A 16,182-nucleotide genomic window follows, 5' to 3' on the forward strand; every position below is an offset into this window, starting at 1 on the left:
GGGCTGAGGGCAGTCATTTACTTGGAGTACAGAGATGGACGGTTATGATCCCTGCGTTAAGCCAACTATCCCTCTGCTGTTTCAATTTTCCAGGCCGCTAGCAGCCTCGGAAGCACAAGATCCCAATCCATAACACCTGTCTGTTTGGCCCAGTTATTGTATTGACTAATCAGGTCTGCCTCCAAGTCGGCGTTGCTCCCTCTCAAATCAGTCAACTCCGTGCGATCCGCTTCGATGTCATATAGTTCCCAATCTTGCCCATGCTGCCTGACAAGTTTGAACTGACCCAGCCGCACCGCCGAATTTCCTTCATGTTCGAAAAAGATAGGCTCATCTCGCGCCCAATCTTTGCCGCGGAACAAGTCCATCAACGACCGCCCTTGCATTGGTTGAATTTCGTGACCACCTACCTCACTTTGATACTGGCATCCCGTTGCCTCCAAAATAGTGGGTAACACATCAACGACATGACAGGCGGCGTGCGCGTTTGCTTCTGAGGCAAACCCATTGGGCCAGTGCGCTATTAGTGGCGTCGATATACCGCCTTCATGAACGTAGTGCTTGAACAACCGAAACGGTGCATTCGAGACATTTGCCCACGGCTTGTCGTAGCTCTGATATGTCTGGGCATCGCCCGGCATAATGTCGGGGCGGTTTCCCATTTCAATGGGGCGGCCGTCATTTGTAGTATCCGGGAAGAATTTTGCCCATCCGTCTTCCGCCATGAATTCAGCGCAGCCACCATTGTCAGACAGGAACAAAATCAAGGTGTCTTCAAACTGCCCCAAACGCTTTAACGCAGCGATAAGTCTACCGATAGATTGATCCATCCGGTCTACCATCGCAGCATAGGTGGCCATCTTTCGTGCCTCCCAATCGGTATTGTGTTCGGCCTCCCAGGGGTGAACGGCAATATCACGTGGAGAAATTTCCCAGTTTCTATGAAACAGGTTCATGCTGTTCATGGTTTCGTGCCGTGCGGTACGGATTGTGTCCCAACCGCCTGAATACACCCCGTCATAGCGAGCGATGTCCTCGGGATGGGCATGTAGGGGCCAATGTGGTGCAGTATGCGCGAGATAAAGAAAAAAAGGCTGGCCGTCGGGTGTTTCCTCGATCATTTCAATTGCTTTGTCCGTGATTGCATCTGTGAAATAGAAGTCATCCGGGAATGTCATGACACGGCTGTCATCTTCGAGCATGTAGTGGGGCGAGAAGAAGTGGGTGACGCCATCGACGATCCCGTAGAAGCGATCAAACCCGCGCTGTCTCGGCGTCGGATGCTCAACATCTCCGACCCGCCAGCTGTCGACTTCGCGCGCCATGAAGTCACCGGCGACATGCCATTTGCCGGACATCAATGTCCGATAGCCACCTGCACGTAGGTGTTCCGCTATGGTGGCGCTGTCATTACGTAAAAACCCCTGGTATGCGGATGTACCCAGGTCGGCCCCCATGTGACCCACGCCGGCGTTGTGCGGATACAACCCGGTCAAAAGAGATGCCCGCGTAGGACAACAGCGGGCGCAGTTATACATTGCTGTAAGCAGCACACCATCTCTTGCAAGGCCATCGATATTTGGGGTGCGAATTTCCGATCCGGTGGCACCCAAATCTGCAAAACCCAGATCATCAGCCAGGATCAGTATCACATTCGGTCGTTTTCTTGTCGGCATTCGGAGGCTCCATTGCTGCACTTATGAACTTACCTCATTATCGGGGATGATCTTGTCTCCAAGCGACGCGACGATAGTGGGGAGAGGGAGGTTGACGACCACGGCCGTCGGCACAGAGGCTTAGAGAGCGAGAATGGAAGCGGCTCCGATTACGCGCCGCGGATACTTGAGCGAACCGCCGTGTCGCAAAGCGACGTGACCTACTGTGTGACCCATGGTAGTGGCCCAATGAAAGGGCACTTCATGACAGCGGAACAAAAACTACATAACCCGACAGCTGGTATTGCGTTCGTACTGATCGGAATATTGGCGATTTCTATCAATGATATGCTGATCAAATTTCTGTCTGGCGGTTACCCCTTGCACCAAATGGTGTTTACTAGATCGTTGATCGGGATCGGGTTCAGCTTTGCCCTTGTCCAGATGGAGGGCGGTTGGCGCATCCTGAAAACCGATCAGCCGGGACTTCACCTTTTGCGGGGGCTGCTGATTGTCATTGCCAATCTGACATTCTTTACGGCTCTGGCGGTAATGCCGCTGGCAGAAGCCACCGCTGTTTTCTTCGTAGCCCCCTTGATGATCACATTGCTGAGTATCCCATTGCTTGGCGAAAAAGTTGGGCCGATGCGGATTGGCGCCGTGCTTGTCGGATTTTTGGGCGTAGTGATCATGACCCGCCCATGGGAGGCCGGTGGAGAGCGTGAAGTTGGTCTGTTTATGTATGCCCTACCGATTCTTGCTGCTTTCACCTATGCCCTCAACAACGTGCTAACCCGTTTCCTTGGCGCAAAGTCCAAAGCCTCAGCAATGGCTGTTTACATTCAGGCGTGCTTTATCGTTGTCAGCCTGTTGTTCTGGTCAGTGGCAGGGGATGGGCGCTTTGCGAACGAGTTCGAGAACGAAAGCTTGATCTTTTTGCTGCGGGCTTGGGTTTGGCCCGAAGGGTCTGATCGCTGGTTGTTTATCGGCTTAGGATTCAATTCTGCAATCATCGGGTATTGCCTTGGCCAGGCTTACCGCATGGCAGACGCGGCTACAGTGGCACCGATTGAATATGTCGGACTTCCCATGGCCATTTTCTGGGGATGGGTCATCTGGGGCGAGCTCCCAAACCTGCCTGTCGCTATCGGTATCGCACTGATCTTGGGGTCAGGATTGTTTGTCTTTTTGCGTGAGCGTCAGAAAAAGAGGCATGTCGTTACTGAAAAGAGAGTGCACCGTCGGTACTAGGTGCCAAATCAAATCTGGCCAAATCCCGCTCAACAATACCTTGGGATATTGAATATCAATCGTATTTGAGCGCTGATGAATCTTGTGATTAATGAGATGAGAATTTTGATGCGATACACAGTCATTCTTGCTGCGCTATTTATTACCGCTTGCGGCAAGGAACCCGCAGAGCCAATTACCCGACTTTATCCCGGTGAGACCCCTGAGCTGCGTGTGATGATCGACGAAACTGCGGACGCAAACGGAGTACCGCGCAGCCTAGTCCACCGTGTGATCCAACGAGAAAGCGATTATCGTCCCAATGCTCGAAATGGCCCATACTACGGCCTGATGCAGATTCTGCCTGCGACAGCGCGCCAGATGGGATTTCGCGGACAGCCTTCCGACCTCTTGGACGCTCAGACCAACCTGACATACGCCGTGAAATACTTGCGTGGAGCTTGGATGGTTTCAGATGGAAACGAGCCCGAAGCGGTCATGTGGTATGCTCGTGGGTACTATTACGAGGCGCGAAACAGATGCATGCTTGTGGCCACCGGGCTTAGGGATACTGAGGTACGAAAGTACTGCGGCTGAAGCCCTTTCCACAGGAGCTAGATACTGCTTCAGATTAACCGTAAACAAGCTCCTCCAAACAGACTGGGCTCGCACTACGGAGCCATGTAATTGCGCGTTTTGCAGAGTTGCTGCAAAACTTGTATGTCGCCAAAGTACTAGTTGGCTGCCTGCGAGAAGGCCGACCGAGCCGCGCTACATTGAAAGGGATCTACCATAACCTCGCAATTGAGTTGTGTTGTTCAGTTTTGGATTGAATACTTCCAAGAAGAATGCACTATAGATTGAGTTTGGTGTGTCCAAGTTGATCGAGCCACGTTACGACAATCGACAATTGAGCGCGTATAGTGAACCGTGCAAACTTATGGGCAAATCGTGCAGACTTATGCGCAAGTGCTGTGCAAAATTATGGGCAAAGACACCCAGATTTTCTGAATAAAATCAATGATAGGAATGCAGCGTTAAGCACGCACCTACATCTAGTGTAAGTTTGCGCATAACACTTCGCGCACCCAATAAGTTTGCGTAGTTCGCCCATAGTTTTGCGCAGCGCGATTGTCTGCCTAAGCGATGAATTCAATCAGTTTTTGGCGTAGCCGTCACAGTTATGGCCCTTTGCGTTGCTCAACCCGCGTTGAAATCATGCGCCTGCGAAGGGTGACAGATCGGCTGGATGCCTATCTCGAACTTTACGGTCAACCGGAAGAAGGCGAATGGGTGCACGACGCCGATTGGAACGAAGTGACGCCCTCCGGCTATATCGTGAGTTGGCGAAGCGTCGAACGAAAAATGGCGCTCTCCGTCTCGCAGTAAAATCGTAGGTGTCGGCTCAGTGTTGCCATTCTCCACGGTGATCGCGGTTGACCGGTGGCAGCCTAAACCGGACATTCAAAACAAGACTTTGCAATTTCAGCTTTGTGAGACTTTCCTGCCTTCGATTTGCCGCAGAGAATTGGTACACTGAGCCTAACTCTACTTAGCGTCCGCGATTACTCTGGAGTGTTACAAAACGTCCTTCCAAAAATGGTGCTCTGTAATATTTCAACTACGTAGGCTGGCAAAAAAGTGCCAGCTTTTTGCAATTGGAGCGAGCATCCCGGAGCTAGCCCAGCGGTTTGTATGCGACCGCATCAATCTCGACCTTGGCGTCCACCATGATTTGCGAACGGACGGTTGAGCGCGCCGGGCCGCCATTTGGGAAGTAGCTCGCGTAGACCCGGTTGAACGTCCAAAAATCACGAGGATCGTCCAGCCAGACGCCCACTTTCGCTACATCATCCAGAGTGCAATCAGCCAGCGCCAAAGCTGCTATCAGATTTTCCATCGTTTTTCGGGTTTGTGACTCGATGCCTCCCGCTTCTATTTCCCCATTTTCTTTCATTGCCACCTGCCCGGATATGAACACAAAGTCGCCGGCTCTTACAGCTGGAGCAAAAGGTAGCGGTTGACCACCTGCACCGGTCCTGTCATCGCCCAGGCGCACGATCTTTTTCTCAGTCATTGAAGTGATTTCCTTCTGTTAGGTCATTTCCGTAAGGAATGGGGTCCACGGCACCAAAGCCCGTAGTCGAAAGGGCCGCGCCGCGGTTCGCGAGTTCAGCAGATTTCACGGCATCGTTGTTTTTCAGGTAAGCGGACAAGAAAATTCCGTTGAAACAGTCTCCCGCGCCGGTGGCGTCGACCGCCGGGACTGTTACTCCAGGAATTGTGTGAATGCCTTGCCCGTCGGATACGGATACTCCGTCCGCACCAAGCGAAAGAGCCACAATTTCAGCACCAAGATTGTGGTAGAAGCCAATTATGTCATCGGGGCTTTGAAGGCTCGTCAATTGACGGGCGTCATCGAGCCCTGGCAGTACGATATTGCAGCGCAGCATTGCATCGTGAGTAACCTGCCGGGCCTTGTCTAACGGCCAAAGAGCTGTCCGCAAATTGGGATCGAAAGCAATTGATACGCCTGACTGCCGCGCTGTGTGGATTGCTTCCTGAGTTGTTGATTGTAGCTCTGGACTTACTCCAAGACTGATCCCGGAAGTATAGAACATCCTAGAATTGGAGATTGCATCGCCTGGAATTTGTTCCGGTAACATCCGGCTGGCGGCGGAGCCCTTTCGACGGTAAACGAAATGGTGCCCGTCTCCATCGTGAAAGACAAAATAGAGCCCCGTATCCTCACCTGTGGCAGATAACACGTGCTCGTGGTTCACACCTTCTCGGGACCACAAACCCCGAAGCTTCTCGCCAAATTGGTCGTCTCCGACGCGCGCAATCAAAGCGACGTCAATCCCCTGTCTGGCGACAGCGACAGCGACGTTGGAAACATCTCCGCCGAATCCCCCTTTGAACAGTCCATCCTGGCATGCGTTTAATTCGAACAGGGGTTCCCCTAAACATATGAGGTCAGCCATGTTGCACCTTATTGTTGCCCGACGCTGGCTGCGTCTTTGGGCTACGGTTTTGCCGTTATTGAACTTTGCCCCGCGCCACGACTGGAACAGGCCCCAGCGAATGATCGCCGCGAATGGTCTCAATCTGATCAACCATGTTGGTCACAACACAGGCATGATTTGGAATAATCCGGATGCGCTCGCCAACTTTCAGATTGATCTTATCAGCCTTCAGAACGCCATGTTCCTCTGACAGACCCTGAACCAGAATGTCCGGGCGACCTATCACGTATCCGTGGCCTTCCAGTCCCAACAGATCTGAGGTCAACACTTTAGATCCCGCATCAATCACAGCTCGATTGTCTGCAGGGACTGAGATCACCGTTGCGAGGACGCTCAGCGCACAGTCCTCCCACGTGCAGACGCCCTGTGCCTGAAGGGAGCGGTCGTTATAGATGTAGGTGCCAATCCGATATTCAGTTGCAACTGGAACATCCTGCGCCTGCCACATTCCTGGTGAGCCGCCATGGGACACCACGTGCACCGGCAACCCGATCTCTTCGATTTCTCGTTTGGCTCTGGTGAGCCATTCTTGAACAGCAACCTCTTGGCCCGCCGGCGGATAGGTCATTAGACCGAGGAATGTAACACCTGGCTGGCTATCGATATAACGTGCCAGATCTCGCGCCTGCTCAGGGGTGGTTACGCCACAACGCGCCGCGCCGGTGTCGCACTCCACTAGTACACCCAGTGGTGTCGCAGCATCTGCAAAAGATTTCGACAAACCGTCAACGGTTTCGGTGTTGTCCGCGACAACAGACAATCTCACTTTCTCTGACAGGGCACGCAACCGCGCCAACTTGGCGTCACCGAGGATATTAAAGGTTATCAGCACGTCGTCGATACCACCCTCAGAAATCATTGCCTCGGCCTCACGCACTTTCTGGCAGGTTATGCCAATAGCACCGGCCTGTATCTGCCGTTTGGCCAGCATAGGTAGTTTATGGGTTTTGATGTGCGGGCGGACGGCGAGTCCGTGTTTCGCACAATGCCCCTGAAAGCGGTCGATGTTCGCTTCGGCGATATCCAGGTCGACTAGTACGGCCGGTGTGTCGATATCAGGAAAAATCATTCCACAATTTCCTCGTGAGGGTTTTTGACGATAGGCCAAATTGGGCGTGTCAGATTATTGTAGCGTGTTTTGGTGGGATCATTCGGATAGGGCCCTTCGACGGCTGCATAGATAATTTCGGTAGCGACGTCGGAGAACGCACCATGGAAATGGTTTGTAGATTTGACGACCAGTATCTTTTTCTCAGTGACATCGATGCCGAGGTTAGTGAACAGGTCTGGCGAGAACGCCTGACTTCGGTTTGAGTTCAAAACGACCTCTATCCCACCCAAACGAATGACCGAGCAATCTCCCATGGGAACGATGGATGCACCAAAGCTTTGAACTGCATTGCGTCGATTGCGGACAACTGTGACCGTGGCGTCAATTGGGTTACCTGCGAGAGCCGACGTTTTGCCGCCGAAGCGTAGATCGAATACTGCGCCTTCTCCGGCCGCATGGCATAGGCGAACAGCCATGGGATCCCATATCGTGCCGAAAGCGACAGATTTAAGGTTTTGAGCAATGGCCTCTTCAAGGATCAGGGTTGAATCCCCTGCTACGCCTCCGCCCGGGTTATCCCACACATCCGCTACGACTACGGGTCCATGCGTGGCTTTCTGAGCCTTTTTCAATGCTTCAACCGGAGACAGGTAGTCTGGCTTTGTCTGTCCTCGGAACGAAAACAGCTCCGTCCCCAAATTCCGGGCTATATTGTCGGCTTTGGCCTGATCATCATCTGTCAAAACGACGATTTTGGCGCCGACATCTGGGGAATCGCCGGCCATAAACCCGTGAATGACAGAAGCTGAAAGAACTTCCTCCTTTGCCTCCATCTGGTTCAACTGATCGACAAATCCGCGCATCGGTTCTTGGCTGGTTGGCAGGACATCCAACATACGAACGTCAAAAACTGAGATAACGGGCCGAATGTCTCCTTTGATCGTGCGCAGTGTCAGATCGACACAGGCTTCTCCTGCTTCAACAAAATCAGTATGCGGAAATTCTTTGAACACAGTGATTACGTCCGCATTCGATACACGTTTCTGGCTGAGATGACTGTGCGGGTCGAAACTGGCTCCGATAACCGTTTTAGGGCCGACAATAGCACGAACGGCTTCGATCAAATCACCTTCGCAATCCACACACCCTTCGGCAATCATCGCCCCATGCAGACCTAGAACAACACCGTCCAGAGGAAGCGCAGCCGTGACCTGATCCAGCACTTCTTGCTTCAGGCGTCCCCATGTTTCGCGGTTCAGCAACCCGCCCGGTTCCGCCCATGTGGCGGTGCCCTCGATCAACTCCAGCTCGTTCGCCTGCGCCCGTTTTCTCAGTGCCGGAAACACAGCGCTGCACAACGTGGGGGTAATGGGATGTTCGCCGGGTGGTGCGTAAAAGCTCTGCTCGAAATCGGAAAAATCCGTGCGCAGGGGGGAAAACGTATTTGTTTCGGTCGCAATGGACGCACAGAAAACCCGCATGTCTAATCCAATTCGTTGTTTGGGTCGGAGACCAGAAACTGATCTCCGACAAGAGGTGCTGCCGGTTGGTTCCGGCAGTCAGGGAGGATCAATCGAGGTAAGACGCGTTGTTCGCGTTCTCTACCGCAGCCTTGAAACTTGCCAAAAGCTCGGCCGCTTTCTCATCCAGGTTTTCCTGAACATGCGCTTCAAAAGCAGGCTGCGTTGCAGCCGCCATGGAACTGCGTTGCTCGTCAGTCAGGGCCGTTACTTCAATCTGATCCATTAGGCCCGCAAGACCTCTATCTGAGGATTCGATGATCCGTGACAGACCGCGGCTTGCAGTTACGCAGTTTTCTGCAGCCGTACGGATCGTGGCCTGCTGGGCCTCGGACAGGCCCTCAAAGAAGGCGCGGTTGATCATGAAAGTGTACGGCGAAAACAGGTGGTTAGTCAGCGTCAGATACTGCTGAACTTCGGCAAAATTGGCGAAGGAGATGATCGGGACCGGATTCATCTGGCCGTCAATCACGCCGGTTTGAAGGCCGGAATACACTTCGCCCCACGAGAGGGGATAGGCTTCGGCGCCCAAGGCTTGCACGATCTTCTGATGCGACGGCAATGTCATTGTGCGGATGCGAATGCCATCAAAGTCCTTTAGGTCCGCAATAGGTCTCTGAGAGTTGGTGACCGCAAAGAACCCGCCCGTATCAGGGAAGCCCAGCACCACAACATCACCCAGTTCTGCTTCGATATCTGCGGCCAAGGCTTCGCCGAACTCGCCGTCAAAGACTTCGTAGGTCGATGCGTTGCCACTAAATGCAAATGGTAGATTCAGCACATCAATCCGCGGGTAGTAGCTTGCCAAGGCGCCAGTCGATGTCAGGGTTGCCTGAATGATGCCGTCCCGCACCTGCTGCACATGCTCGGCGGCGGAGCCCAGTTGGTTTGATCCAAACACTTCGACCGTGACGCTGCCATTGGTGCCGGAATTCACGAGGTTGGAGAACACGGCCGTACAGGCGTGCGCCGGATTCTCAAATGGATCTGTTTTGTTGTCGTGCCCGAATTTGATGACGCCACCTTCGGCCAGCGCACTGGTTGCAAGCATGGTTGCGGTAAGCGCCGCACCTGTCAGAATAGTCTTCATTGTTCTTCTCCTGTTGGTTTGGTTTTCGTGGGGATTTTACTGAGCAAAGCCCAACATCCGGGGCAGCCAAAGGGCTGCGTCCTCCCAAAATGCAAAGGCAAATAGAATAGCGATTTCGGCGATCAGAAACGGAAACAGCTTGATTGAGATCCGTTCCAGCTTTTCTCCGGTCACGGAAGACAGAACAAACAGGCAAGCGCCCACCGGCGGGGTCATCAACGATATGTTTAAAGCTAGAACAAAGATGATCCCGGCGTGAATAGGTTCCAGGCCAACCTGCTGTGTGAGCGGAACCAACACCGGTGCAAGGATGATCAGGATGGCGGTGATATCCATAACCATACCAACAATCAGCAGCAATCCGATGATGATCGCGATAACGGCATACCGGTTATCTGAAAGGCCAAGAACGGTTTCCGCAATCAGTTGAGGAATGCGCTCAAAGCTCATCCACCAGCCGAGAATGCCAGCGAAGGCGATAATCACAAAGATAACGCCAGTGATACGCGCCGTACGGACAAGCATCGCATAGAAGCCTTTGAACGTCAGCGACCGATAGACAAAAATCCCGATGAACATCGCGTAGGCCACAGCAATCGACGCAGCCTCTGTCGGGGTGACGATCCCGCCCAGAATGCCCCCCAGGATAATCACAGGCATCGCCAACGCGGTCAGTGAGGAAACAAATGTGTCCCAGACCTCGCGAGGGGTCGCACCGCGCAGTGCTTTTGGAAGGTTTTCACGCTTGCCACCAATGGCGATGACAGCCATGCAGACGATGCAGATCACAAGGCCCGGCAAAACCCCTGCTGCGAACAGGCCTGCGATGGAAACACCCATTAGCGACCCATAAACAACCATCAGCCCCGAGGGCGGAATGGTTGGGCCGATGATGGATCCCGCTGCCGTGACCGCACAGGCATAATCACGTTTGTAGCCTTCTTTTACCATTGCAGGCACAAGTGTCCGACCAAAGGCCGCCGCGTCCGCAGTCGCCGAGCCGGTTAGTCCAGCGAAGAAAACCGAAGCCAGCATGTTGGTATGGGCCAGCCCACCACGGAACCGTCCAACCAGAACCTGAGCCAGTTTCACAAGACGACTGGTGATCCCAATGTCATTCATGATCTCACCGGCCAGAATGAAGAACGGCATGGCAAGAAAGGGAAAGATATTGAGACCGTTAAATATCTTGCTGGGGCCAATCGCCAAGAACTGCGTTCCGCCCATGTCAATCAGACCCACGACGCCAGCAAGGCCAATGGCAAACCCAATCGGCATCCCGAACAGGATAAGGGCGACAAAAACGATTGCGACGATCACAGCGTTTCCTCCGCCTCAGTGGCAAAGGGTGGCTCGTCAATATGCGACCCCAAATCCCGAAACAGGACCAGCACCAGCTGTACAGATGACAGTGCCGCCGCGACGGGAATGGCTGCGTAAAACGGAGCCAGGCTGGCGCCAAAAATCATCGCTTGGCGGGGAGCTCCGCTTTCGGCGAAGCTGATCCCAAAAAACGCGACGTATAAGAACAAAGCCAGCGCCAAAACGTCCATCGCAACCAACAGAGTACGGCGCAAACCGACAGGAAGTATCATGATGAATGCGGTCAATCCGATGTGGTCCCTGCGCGCGATTCCGGAAGAAACGGCGAGCAATGCGGCCCAGATCATCAGGTAGCGCGCCAGCACCTCGGGCCACGGTAGTTGCCAGTGAAAATAGTAGCGGTCGACGACGCCAAGCCAGACATCCAGCACCAAGGACAACATCAACGCGGCGACGATACCCTCGACGACTGAATTTATCTTTGCGCTTGCGCTGGCAAACCAGTCTGACATTCGCACTCCTCCCCAGGACCCGAATCTGTAACTTGGTTACATCCTGCGCGATCAATGTGGAGTATTCAACGAGAAAATGTAATTTAGTTTCTTTTTAGCGGCTCAAACTGGGGAATTCTCGCGAATATTGGCGAATTTCTTGCTAGCCCACGATGATATGTGTAACTAAGTTTCATGAAAAGCCAGGAGAATGCCACGCACATGCCGAACCATCCGCGCCCTGCCTCAGATGAAAACGCGCGCCCCCATAAGGGCCGCATTGGCGCTGTGGATCTAATCCCGGCACTGCATAATTCGCAGACCAAACTGGCGGTTCAGGAGCAGAAAGTCGCTGACTACGTAAAGGACCACCTCAACGAAATTAGCTCGATGACCATCGGAGATCTCGCGGAACGTTGTTCGGTCAGTAAGCCAACAGTTGTGCGGTTCTGCCGTAGCCTCGGCTGTGAGGGCTTTCGGGACTTCAAGCTTCGCCTGGCCCAGAACGTCGCCGTCAGCGCTCAGTACTTATACAGAAATGCCGGTGACGAAAGCTCTGACGCGAATTCAGCGATTGACCAAGTCCTGGGGGCCTTGTTCGCGACCCTGGATGTCATGCGCGGTCAAATCGACACGGAGAAGCTTGAAGAAGCAAGGGATGCCTGCCTGGACCGACGGCAGATCCTTTTTGCGGGAATAGGAGGAGGATCCTCTCTTGTCGCTCAGGAAGCATCCAATCGCTTTTTCAGGCTCGGGATTCCATCGTTCTTCGTCAATGATAGCTATGTCCTACAAATGCGCGCGGCCGCGCTTGGGCCCGAAGACGTTCTCTTCCTTGTTTCGGCGAGCGGTGAAGCCGACGCCATCGTTAGTGCGGCGGAAGTCGCTAATGGTTACGGCGCGACCACAATCAGCATCACCAAGCCCAACACCCGACTATCAGACATATCCAAAATTGCCCTGCTCACGGAATTGCCTGAAGACAGCGACATCTACAAACCAACAGCCTCGCGATATGCCCACCTCGCAATTGTTGACGCATTGGCCATGATCGTGGCGCAGGAGATGACCGACGAAACAAAGGAGAATCTTCGTCGAATTCGTGCGTCCTTGACGGCTTACCATGGAAGAACTGGTCCACAGCCTTTGGGCGACTAACCAAGGAACGAACACATTAGTTTGTCTAAGCGCAGCTGATCAATATTAGTTCTGACCTGCCCGGCAATCTTAGGCAACTGTGAGCCATTTAGTTGGAGCGCCTTGCGAGTGTTGAATCCTGGTGCGCGTTGTTGACCCAGATATCTCTAGCTGCATTGGCGACGATGTGCTTACGACCATCATTCACTGCACCTCCCACAAGCGACGGGTCGCAGCGCAAAGCATACATACCCGACCTGCGGGACGGTCGGAACAAGTCATTCGTTTTTGCAGGTGTGTGCAGCATCACAGAACCACATTTTGTGACGTTCATGAAGAAGCTTGAAGTATGCCTGCTGAGCGAGATTAAATCCACTGCGGAATGATTGCCCGATCCTGCATCAACCGCATTCAATATTCATCGCTAGGACCGTGAACAATCGCCGATCTGACATCATAAAATTAATTGGTCGCTTTGCGAACATCTTCACTATGTTCTCTATCGTCTGCGAGCAAGCTGCCGCTGAAACATAGCAGATTTTCGGCGTCGTTAACTCGGAATTTCCTCAAGAAGGGTTGTGGCCACACAAGGTCGGATGGGCGCTCGCATTCTTCTCAATCGCGTTGAGCCTGATTCTATTTTCTTAACTGCGCTTGTCGTTGTGCCTGTTCATTGGCGCTGTTGGCATTGTTTTGAGCCGGGTGTTATCGATTGATGAGGCCCACGTGTCGATAAGTTGGAGCACAGTTTTTCTACTTGCTTTGCTGATCCCGTTGGGCGAGGCTGTTCAGAACAGCGGCACTGCGGATTGAATTGCAGCGCATGTGCTGGCTCTCCCGAAGGGGTGGCCGATATGGTCGTTGCTAGCAGGAATACCTAGAACGAGACGAAGGAATTGATCGTCACGCAGTTTTTTCTCGCTCGCGCATCAACCATTTAATCGGCGCGGGGTACTTTTTATAGTTGGCCACGGTGTCCAAATACCGGTAATCTAGAAGTATAGCCTCTCGGCTTCCGACTTTCTGAAATCTTCCGCGCCGGTGCAGCCCCATCGTATTGAAAATGATCAGAGAATTTCCCTTAGCTTCGAGAGGCTTCGGTTCAGCTCTCAAAATCTCTTTAAGATCATCTCGAATTGGCTGAACTTTGGCTTCGGGGCGGCCTTCCCGCGCGCGTGACTGCACCAGGCTGTCAATGTATTCCATGTATAGGCGCTTCAATCCGAATACGTGAGTTTTTGGCGCATATTCGAAGGCCGCGTTGGTTTGATCACAGTCTTCTATATAAAAAAACCCACGCATGTTTTTAAGCGGTACATCGTAATGCAACTCATCCGTGCGGGCGTTCTCCCGAACGCCCAGGTCGTCTTGTTCCACCCAATAGTGATGCAGTCGAATAAGGGGGAGTATGTTTTGCCGGTGTGCCGACGTGCTCTCGATAATCTCATTGATAGTATCGTTTTCGACAAACAATTTATTGATTACCGGATCCACTTGCGCGGTGCGTGGGTTGCATAGCACCGGAGCGACGATCTTTGGTCCTTTGTTAGTCGGCTTTGGCGCTGTTTCGACAAGCTCATAGTACCGCTCCTTCAACATTTTATAAGCATCCGGAGGAAGAAAATTCTCGATAACGACATAGCCATCAAGCTCCACGCGACGCGAGAGCTCCGATTTGGTGCGGCTGCGCTTCAAGAACAGTTTTCGAAACCAAAACTGAATTTCATATCCAATTACTCGAAAAACTTGCATTCCGAGTCGATTGGATTTCACGTCATAGTGCGCGCGCACTGGCGTTGACCAAGTATTTTTAATTTTCGCCATCAGATTATTCCCAACAACTTTTACACCGCAAGAAATCTGAGCGGCTAAAAGGGCAAATTCACTAGATGTGGGTTAGCATTCGATGTTGAGGCTTACAATGCAAACTCGACATACCTGCCGTTAACGCTTTATTTCATTGTAACGATGTTGGCTGAGACGGTGCCGTCGCGCCGACCACAGGACTTTACGTTCTGCAGACGACAAAAGATTCACAAATCGGGATTTTGTGAATTCTCGCCTTCGCTTGTTTTCTTCCTTGACATTAGCGGCATGACGCAGTGGGTCGTCAGCAAGATGCGCGTATCTCTGAGTGGTCGATGGTTTTGTGTGCCCTAAAATCTCACCAACAAAAAACAGGCTCAAGCCGCTGGGCACCAAGTGTTGTGCATGCGTGTGATAGCTATCATGGAATCGATATTTCGCAAAACCTTTGGACTTGGTAACTGACCGCCAGAACTTTATCAGATCCTAAAACGGCTGTTCAAGAACGCGTCCAGGAAAGAGCCATGGACGTTGTGGTGCGCGCGCCGCTTGCGTTTTCGACAACCGCGTGATGGCCGCTGAAGAGAGACGCAGATGCTCGCGCCGCTTTTGTTTGGTGAGATGTGACGACTTCGTCCATACGTCACTATCGGGACCAATGTCCTGCCACTTGGCGGTTACTCAACCTCATTGCGCAAGCCGTCAGGTACCGCCGTCCGAAAAATTTAATCTTTCAGACACATTCCGGACATCTCATGCAGATACTAAACAGTTACGGCGCGCTTGGAGGATGTCTGATGATTTCTTGAGGGGGTACGAGTGCAGCGCGTCGTACCTTATCCCTCATTTCAGTGTGTGAGGTATTACGCGAGCTTCACAACCGATCCCTGCTTCAAGGAAGTGTCTGCCGCATCTGCCAGTTCCTGCGCCCGTAACCCGTCAACGATACCCGGAGAGGGAGAGGATGCGCGAGACACCGCATCAACGAAGTGTCCCATTTCTGCCCGATAGGCACTTTCATATCGCTCAAGGAAGAAATGTTGCGCGGGAGCTTTCTGAAACCCGGCAGGTGTCGCAATCTCGACCGCATTTTCCAGCATGTTTTCAGCCCGCAACATGCCCTTCTCACCATGAACTTCAATGCGTTGATCATAGCCATAGCTTGCCCGGCGCGAGTTTGAAATCTGGCAAATCTTGCCGCTCGCCGTGGTCAGGGTGACAGCAGCGGTATCGACATCTCCGGCCTTGCCGATCTCGGGGTCGACCAGTGATGAGCCAACCGCGTAGACGCTGATTGGTTCTTCACCCAGCAGGAAGCGCGCCATATCCAGATCGTGGATCATCATATCGCGGAACAGCCCACCCGAGCTTTCGATATAGCTGATCGGTGGCGGCGAGGGGTCGCGGGACAGTATGGTCACGATCTCGACGTTACCGATTTCGCCGTTGGCGATGCGGGACTGGATATTGGCAAAGCTGGGATCAAAGCGGCGGTTGAAGGCCGTCATGAAGGGCACGCCGGTGGCTTCGACAACTTTGATGCAGTCGCGGATGCGGTTTGCGGACATATCAACTGGCTTTTCGCAGAAGATCGCTTTGCCAGCATTCGCGGCTTTGTGGATCAGATCATAGTGGGTATCGGTCGGGGTGCCGATGACAACAGCGTCAACATCCGCACTTCCAATCAGGTCTTCCGCCGACAGGGCCTGTGCGCTGGTTTTGTCGGCCAGCATCTGAGCAGGATCCGCAAATGCATCTGCCACCGCGCTGACCCGTGCGCCATCAATCTGCCCTATCGAGCGCGCATGAACCTGCCCGATACGCCCGCAACCCAGTAAGCCGATATTCAGCAT

Annotated in this window: 15 protein-coding genes; 4 read left to right on the top strand and 11 right to left on the bottom strand. The window is 53.0% G+C overall.

Annotated features, from left to right (window positions below; all coding sequences use genetic code 11):
• Window positions 1-65 precede the first annotated feature (65 nt).
• A complete protein-coding gene (locus ACR0IU_RS08960; protein WP_480716001.1) occupies window positions 66-1,676 on the bottom strand; it encodes an arylsulfatase in 1,611 nt (536 codons plus the stop codon).
• 243 nt (window positions 1,677-1,919) lie between these two features.
• On the opposite strand from ACR0IU_RS08960, the gene ACR0IU_RS08965 reads away from it, so the two are divergent.
• From ACR0IU_RS08965 to ACR0IU_RS08975, 3 genes are all read left to right on the top strand, one after another.
• The gene (locus ACR0IU_RS08965; protein WP_480716002.1) at window positions 1,920-2,906 is read left to right on the top strand and encodes a DMT family transporter; all 987 of its coding nucleotides are present in this window, start codon (window positions 1,920-1,922) and stop codon (window positions 2,904-2,906) included.
• Between the two features lie 108 nt (window positions 2,907-3,014).
• A complete protein-coding gene (locus ACR0IU_RS08970) occupies window positions 3,015-3,482 on the top strand; it encodes a lytic transglycosylase domain-containing protein (protein WP_260023805.1) in 468 nt (155 codons plus the stop codon).
• A gap of 621 nt (window positions 3,483-4,103) precedes the next feature.
• Window positions 4,104-4,274, top strand: coding sequence for a hypothetical protein (locus ACR0IU_RS08975; RefSeq protein ID WP_480716003.1), 171 nt, complete (start codon window positions 4,104-4,106; stop codon window positions 4,272-4,274).
• A gap of 289 nt (window positions 4,275-4,563) precedes the next feature.
• Here the strand turns inward: ACR0IU_RS08975 and ACR0IU_RS08980 are convergent, their stop codons facing one another.
• The 7 genes from ACR0IU_RS08980 to ACR0IU_RS09010 form a co-directional block, all read right to left on the bottom strand.
• Window positions 4,564-4,962: a RidA family protein gene (locus tag ACR0IU_RS08980; RefSeq protein WP_010443239.1), complete on the bottom strand. Its 399-nt coding sequence runs from the start codon at window positions 4,960-4,962 to the stop codon at window positions 4,564-4,566.
• On the bottom strand, window positions 4,955-5,869 hold the full coding sequence (locus ACR0IU_RS08985; RefSeq protein ID WP_480716004.1) for a sugar kinase: 915 nt from the start codon (window positions 5,867-5,869) through the stop codon (window positions 4,955-4,957). The genes ACR0IU_RS08980 and ACR0IU_RS08985 overlap by 8 nt, the downstream gene beginning before the upstream one ends.
• Window positions 5,870-5,924: 55 nt before the next feature.
• The gene (locus tag ACR0IU_RS08990) at window positions 5,925-6,980 is read right to left on the bottom strand and encodes a D-TA family PLP-dependent enzyme (RefSeq protein WP_480716005.1); all 1,056 of its coding nucleotides are present in this window, start codon (window positions 6,978-6,980) and stop codon (window positions 5,925-5,927) included.
• Complete coding sequence (locus ACR0IU_RS08995) at window positions 6,977-8,443, bottom strand: M81 family metallopeptidase (protein ID WP_480716006.1); 1,467 nt, start codon at window positions 8,441-8,443, stop codon at window positions 6,977-6,979. Before ACR0IU_RS08995 ends, ACR0IU_RS08990 begins: the two co-directional genes overlap by 4 nt.
• Window positions 8,444-8,531: 88 nt before the next feature.
• Window positions 8,532-9,572 carry a TRAP transporter substrate-binding protein gene (locus ACR0IU_RS09000; RefSeq protein ID WP_480716007.1) on the bottom strand — a complete coding sequence of 347 codons (1,041 nt, stop codon included), beginning with the start codon at window positions 9,570-9,572 and terminating at the stop codon, window positions 8,532-8,534.
• A 36-nt stretch (window positions 9,573-9,608) separates the two neighbouring features.
• The gene (locus tag ACR0IU_RS09005) at window positions 9,609-10,892 is read right to left on the bottom strand and encodes a TRAP transporter large permease (RefSeq protein WP_480716008.1); all 1,284 of its coding nucleotides are present in this window, start codon (window positions 10,890-10,892) and stop codon (window positions 9,609-9,611) included.
• Entirely contained in the window at window positions 10,889-11,407 is a 519-nt protein-coding gene (locus ACR0IU_RS09010; protein WP_480716009.1) for a TRAP transporter small permease, read from the bottom strand. Before ACR0IU_RS09010 ends, ACR0IU_RS09005 begins: the two co-directional genes overlap by 4 nt.
• A gap of 267 nt (window positions 11,408-11,674) precedes the next feature.
• Between ACR0IU_RS09010 and ACR0IU_RS09015 the strand changes: the two genes are divergently transcribed.
• Complete coding sequence (locus ACR0IU_RS09015; protein WP_480716010.1) at window positions 11,675-12,544, top strand: MurR/RpiR family transcriptional regulator; 870 nt, start codon at window positions 11,675-11,677, stop codon at window positions 12,542-12,544.
• An 882-nt stretch (window positions 12,545-13,426) separates the two neighbouring features.
• On the opposite strand, the gene ACR0IU_RS09020 is transcribed toward ACR0IU_RS09015, so the two are convergent.
• The 3 genes from ACR0IU_RS09020 to iolG form a co-directional block, all read right to left on the bottom strand.
• Complete coding sequence (locus tag ACR0IU_RS09020) at window positions 13,427-14,347, bottom strand: hypothetical protein (RefSeq protein ID WP_480716011.1); 921 nt, start codon at window positions 14,345-14,347, stop codon at window positions 13,427-13,429.
• 120 nt (window positions 14,348-14,467) lie between these two features.
• Window positions 14,468-14,812, bottom strand: a complete 345-nt coding sequence (locus ACR0IU_RS09025) for a tyrosine-type recombinase/integrase (protein WP_480716128.1) — start codon at window positions 14,810-14,812, stop codon at window positions 14,468-14,470.
• A 380-nt stretch (window positions 14,813-15,192) separates the two neighbouring features.
• Window positions 15,193-16,182 carry an inositol 2-dehydrogenase gene (iolG, locus tag ACR0IU_RS09030; protein WP_480716012.1) on the bottom strand — a complete coding sequence of 330 codons (990 nt, stop codon included), beginning with the start codon at window positions 16,180-16,182 and terminating at the stop codon, window positions 15,193-15,195.

The sequence above is a fragment of the Ruegeria sp. CL5 genome, from assembly GCF_056536485.1.

Coding starts and splice junctions, on each gene's coding strand:
- ACR0IU_RS09010 (WP_480716009.1), bottom strand. CDS start 11,407: ATGTCAGACTGGTTTGCCAGCGCAAGCGCAAAGATAAATTCAGTCGTC.
- ACR0IU_RS08990 (WP_480716005.1), bottom strand. CDS start 6,980: ATGATTTTTCCTGATATCGACACACCGGCCGTACTAGTCGACCTGGAT.
- ACR0IU_RS08980 (WP_010443239.1), bottom strand. CDS start 4,962: ATGACTGAGAAAAAGATCGTGCGCCTGGGCGATGACAGGACCGGTGCA.
- ACR0IU_RS08965 (WP_480716002.1), top strand. CDS start 1,920: ATGACAGCGGAACAAAAACTACATAACCCGACAGCTGGTATTGCGTTC.
- ACR0IU_RS09020 (WP_480716011.1), bottom strand. CDS start 14,347: ATGGCGAAAATTAAAAATACTTGGTCAACGCCAGTGCGCGCGCACTAT.
- ACR0IU_RS08985 (WP_480716004.1), bottom strand. CDS start 5,869: ATGGCTGACCTCATATGTTTAGGGGAACCCCTGTTCGAATTAAACGCA.
- ACR0IU_RS08975 (WP_480716003.1), top strand. CDS start 4,104: ATGCGCCTGCGAAGGGTGACAGATCGGCTGGATGCCTATCTCGAACTT.
- ACR0IU_RS08960 (WP_480716001.1), bottom strand. CDS start 1,676: ATGCCGACAAGAAAACGACCGAATGTGATACTGATCCTGGCTGATGAT.
- ACR0IU_RS08970 (WP_260023805.1), top strand. CDS start 3,015: ATGCGATACACAGTCATTCTTGCTGCGCTATTTATTACCGCTTGCGGC.
- ACR0IU_RS08995 (WP_480716006.1), bottom strand. CDS start 8,443: ATGCGGGTTTTCTGTGCGTCCATTGCGACCGAAACAAATACGTTTTCC.
- iolG (WP_480716012.1), bottom strand. CDS start 16,182: ATGCTGAATATCGGCTTACTGGGTTGCGGGCGTATCGGGCAGGTTCAT.
- ACR0IU_RS09000 (WP_480716007.1), bottom strand. CDS start 9,572: ATGAAGACTATTCTGACAGGTGCGGCGCTTACCGCAACCATGCTTGCA.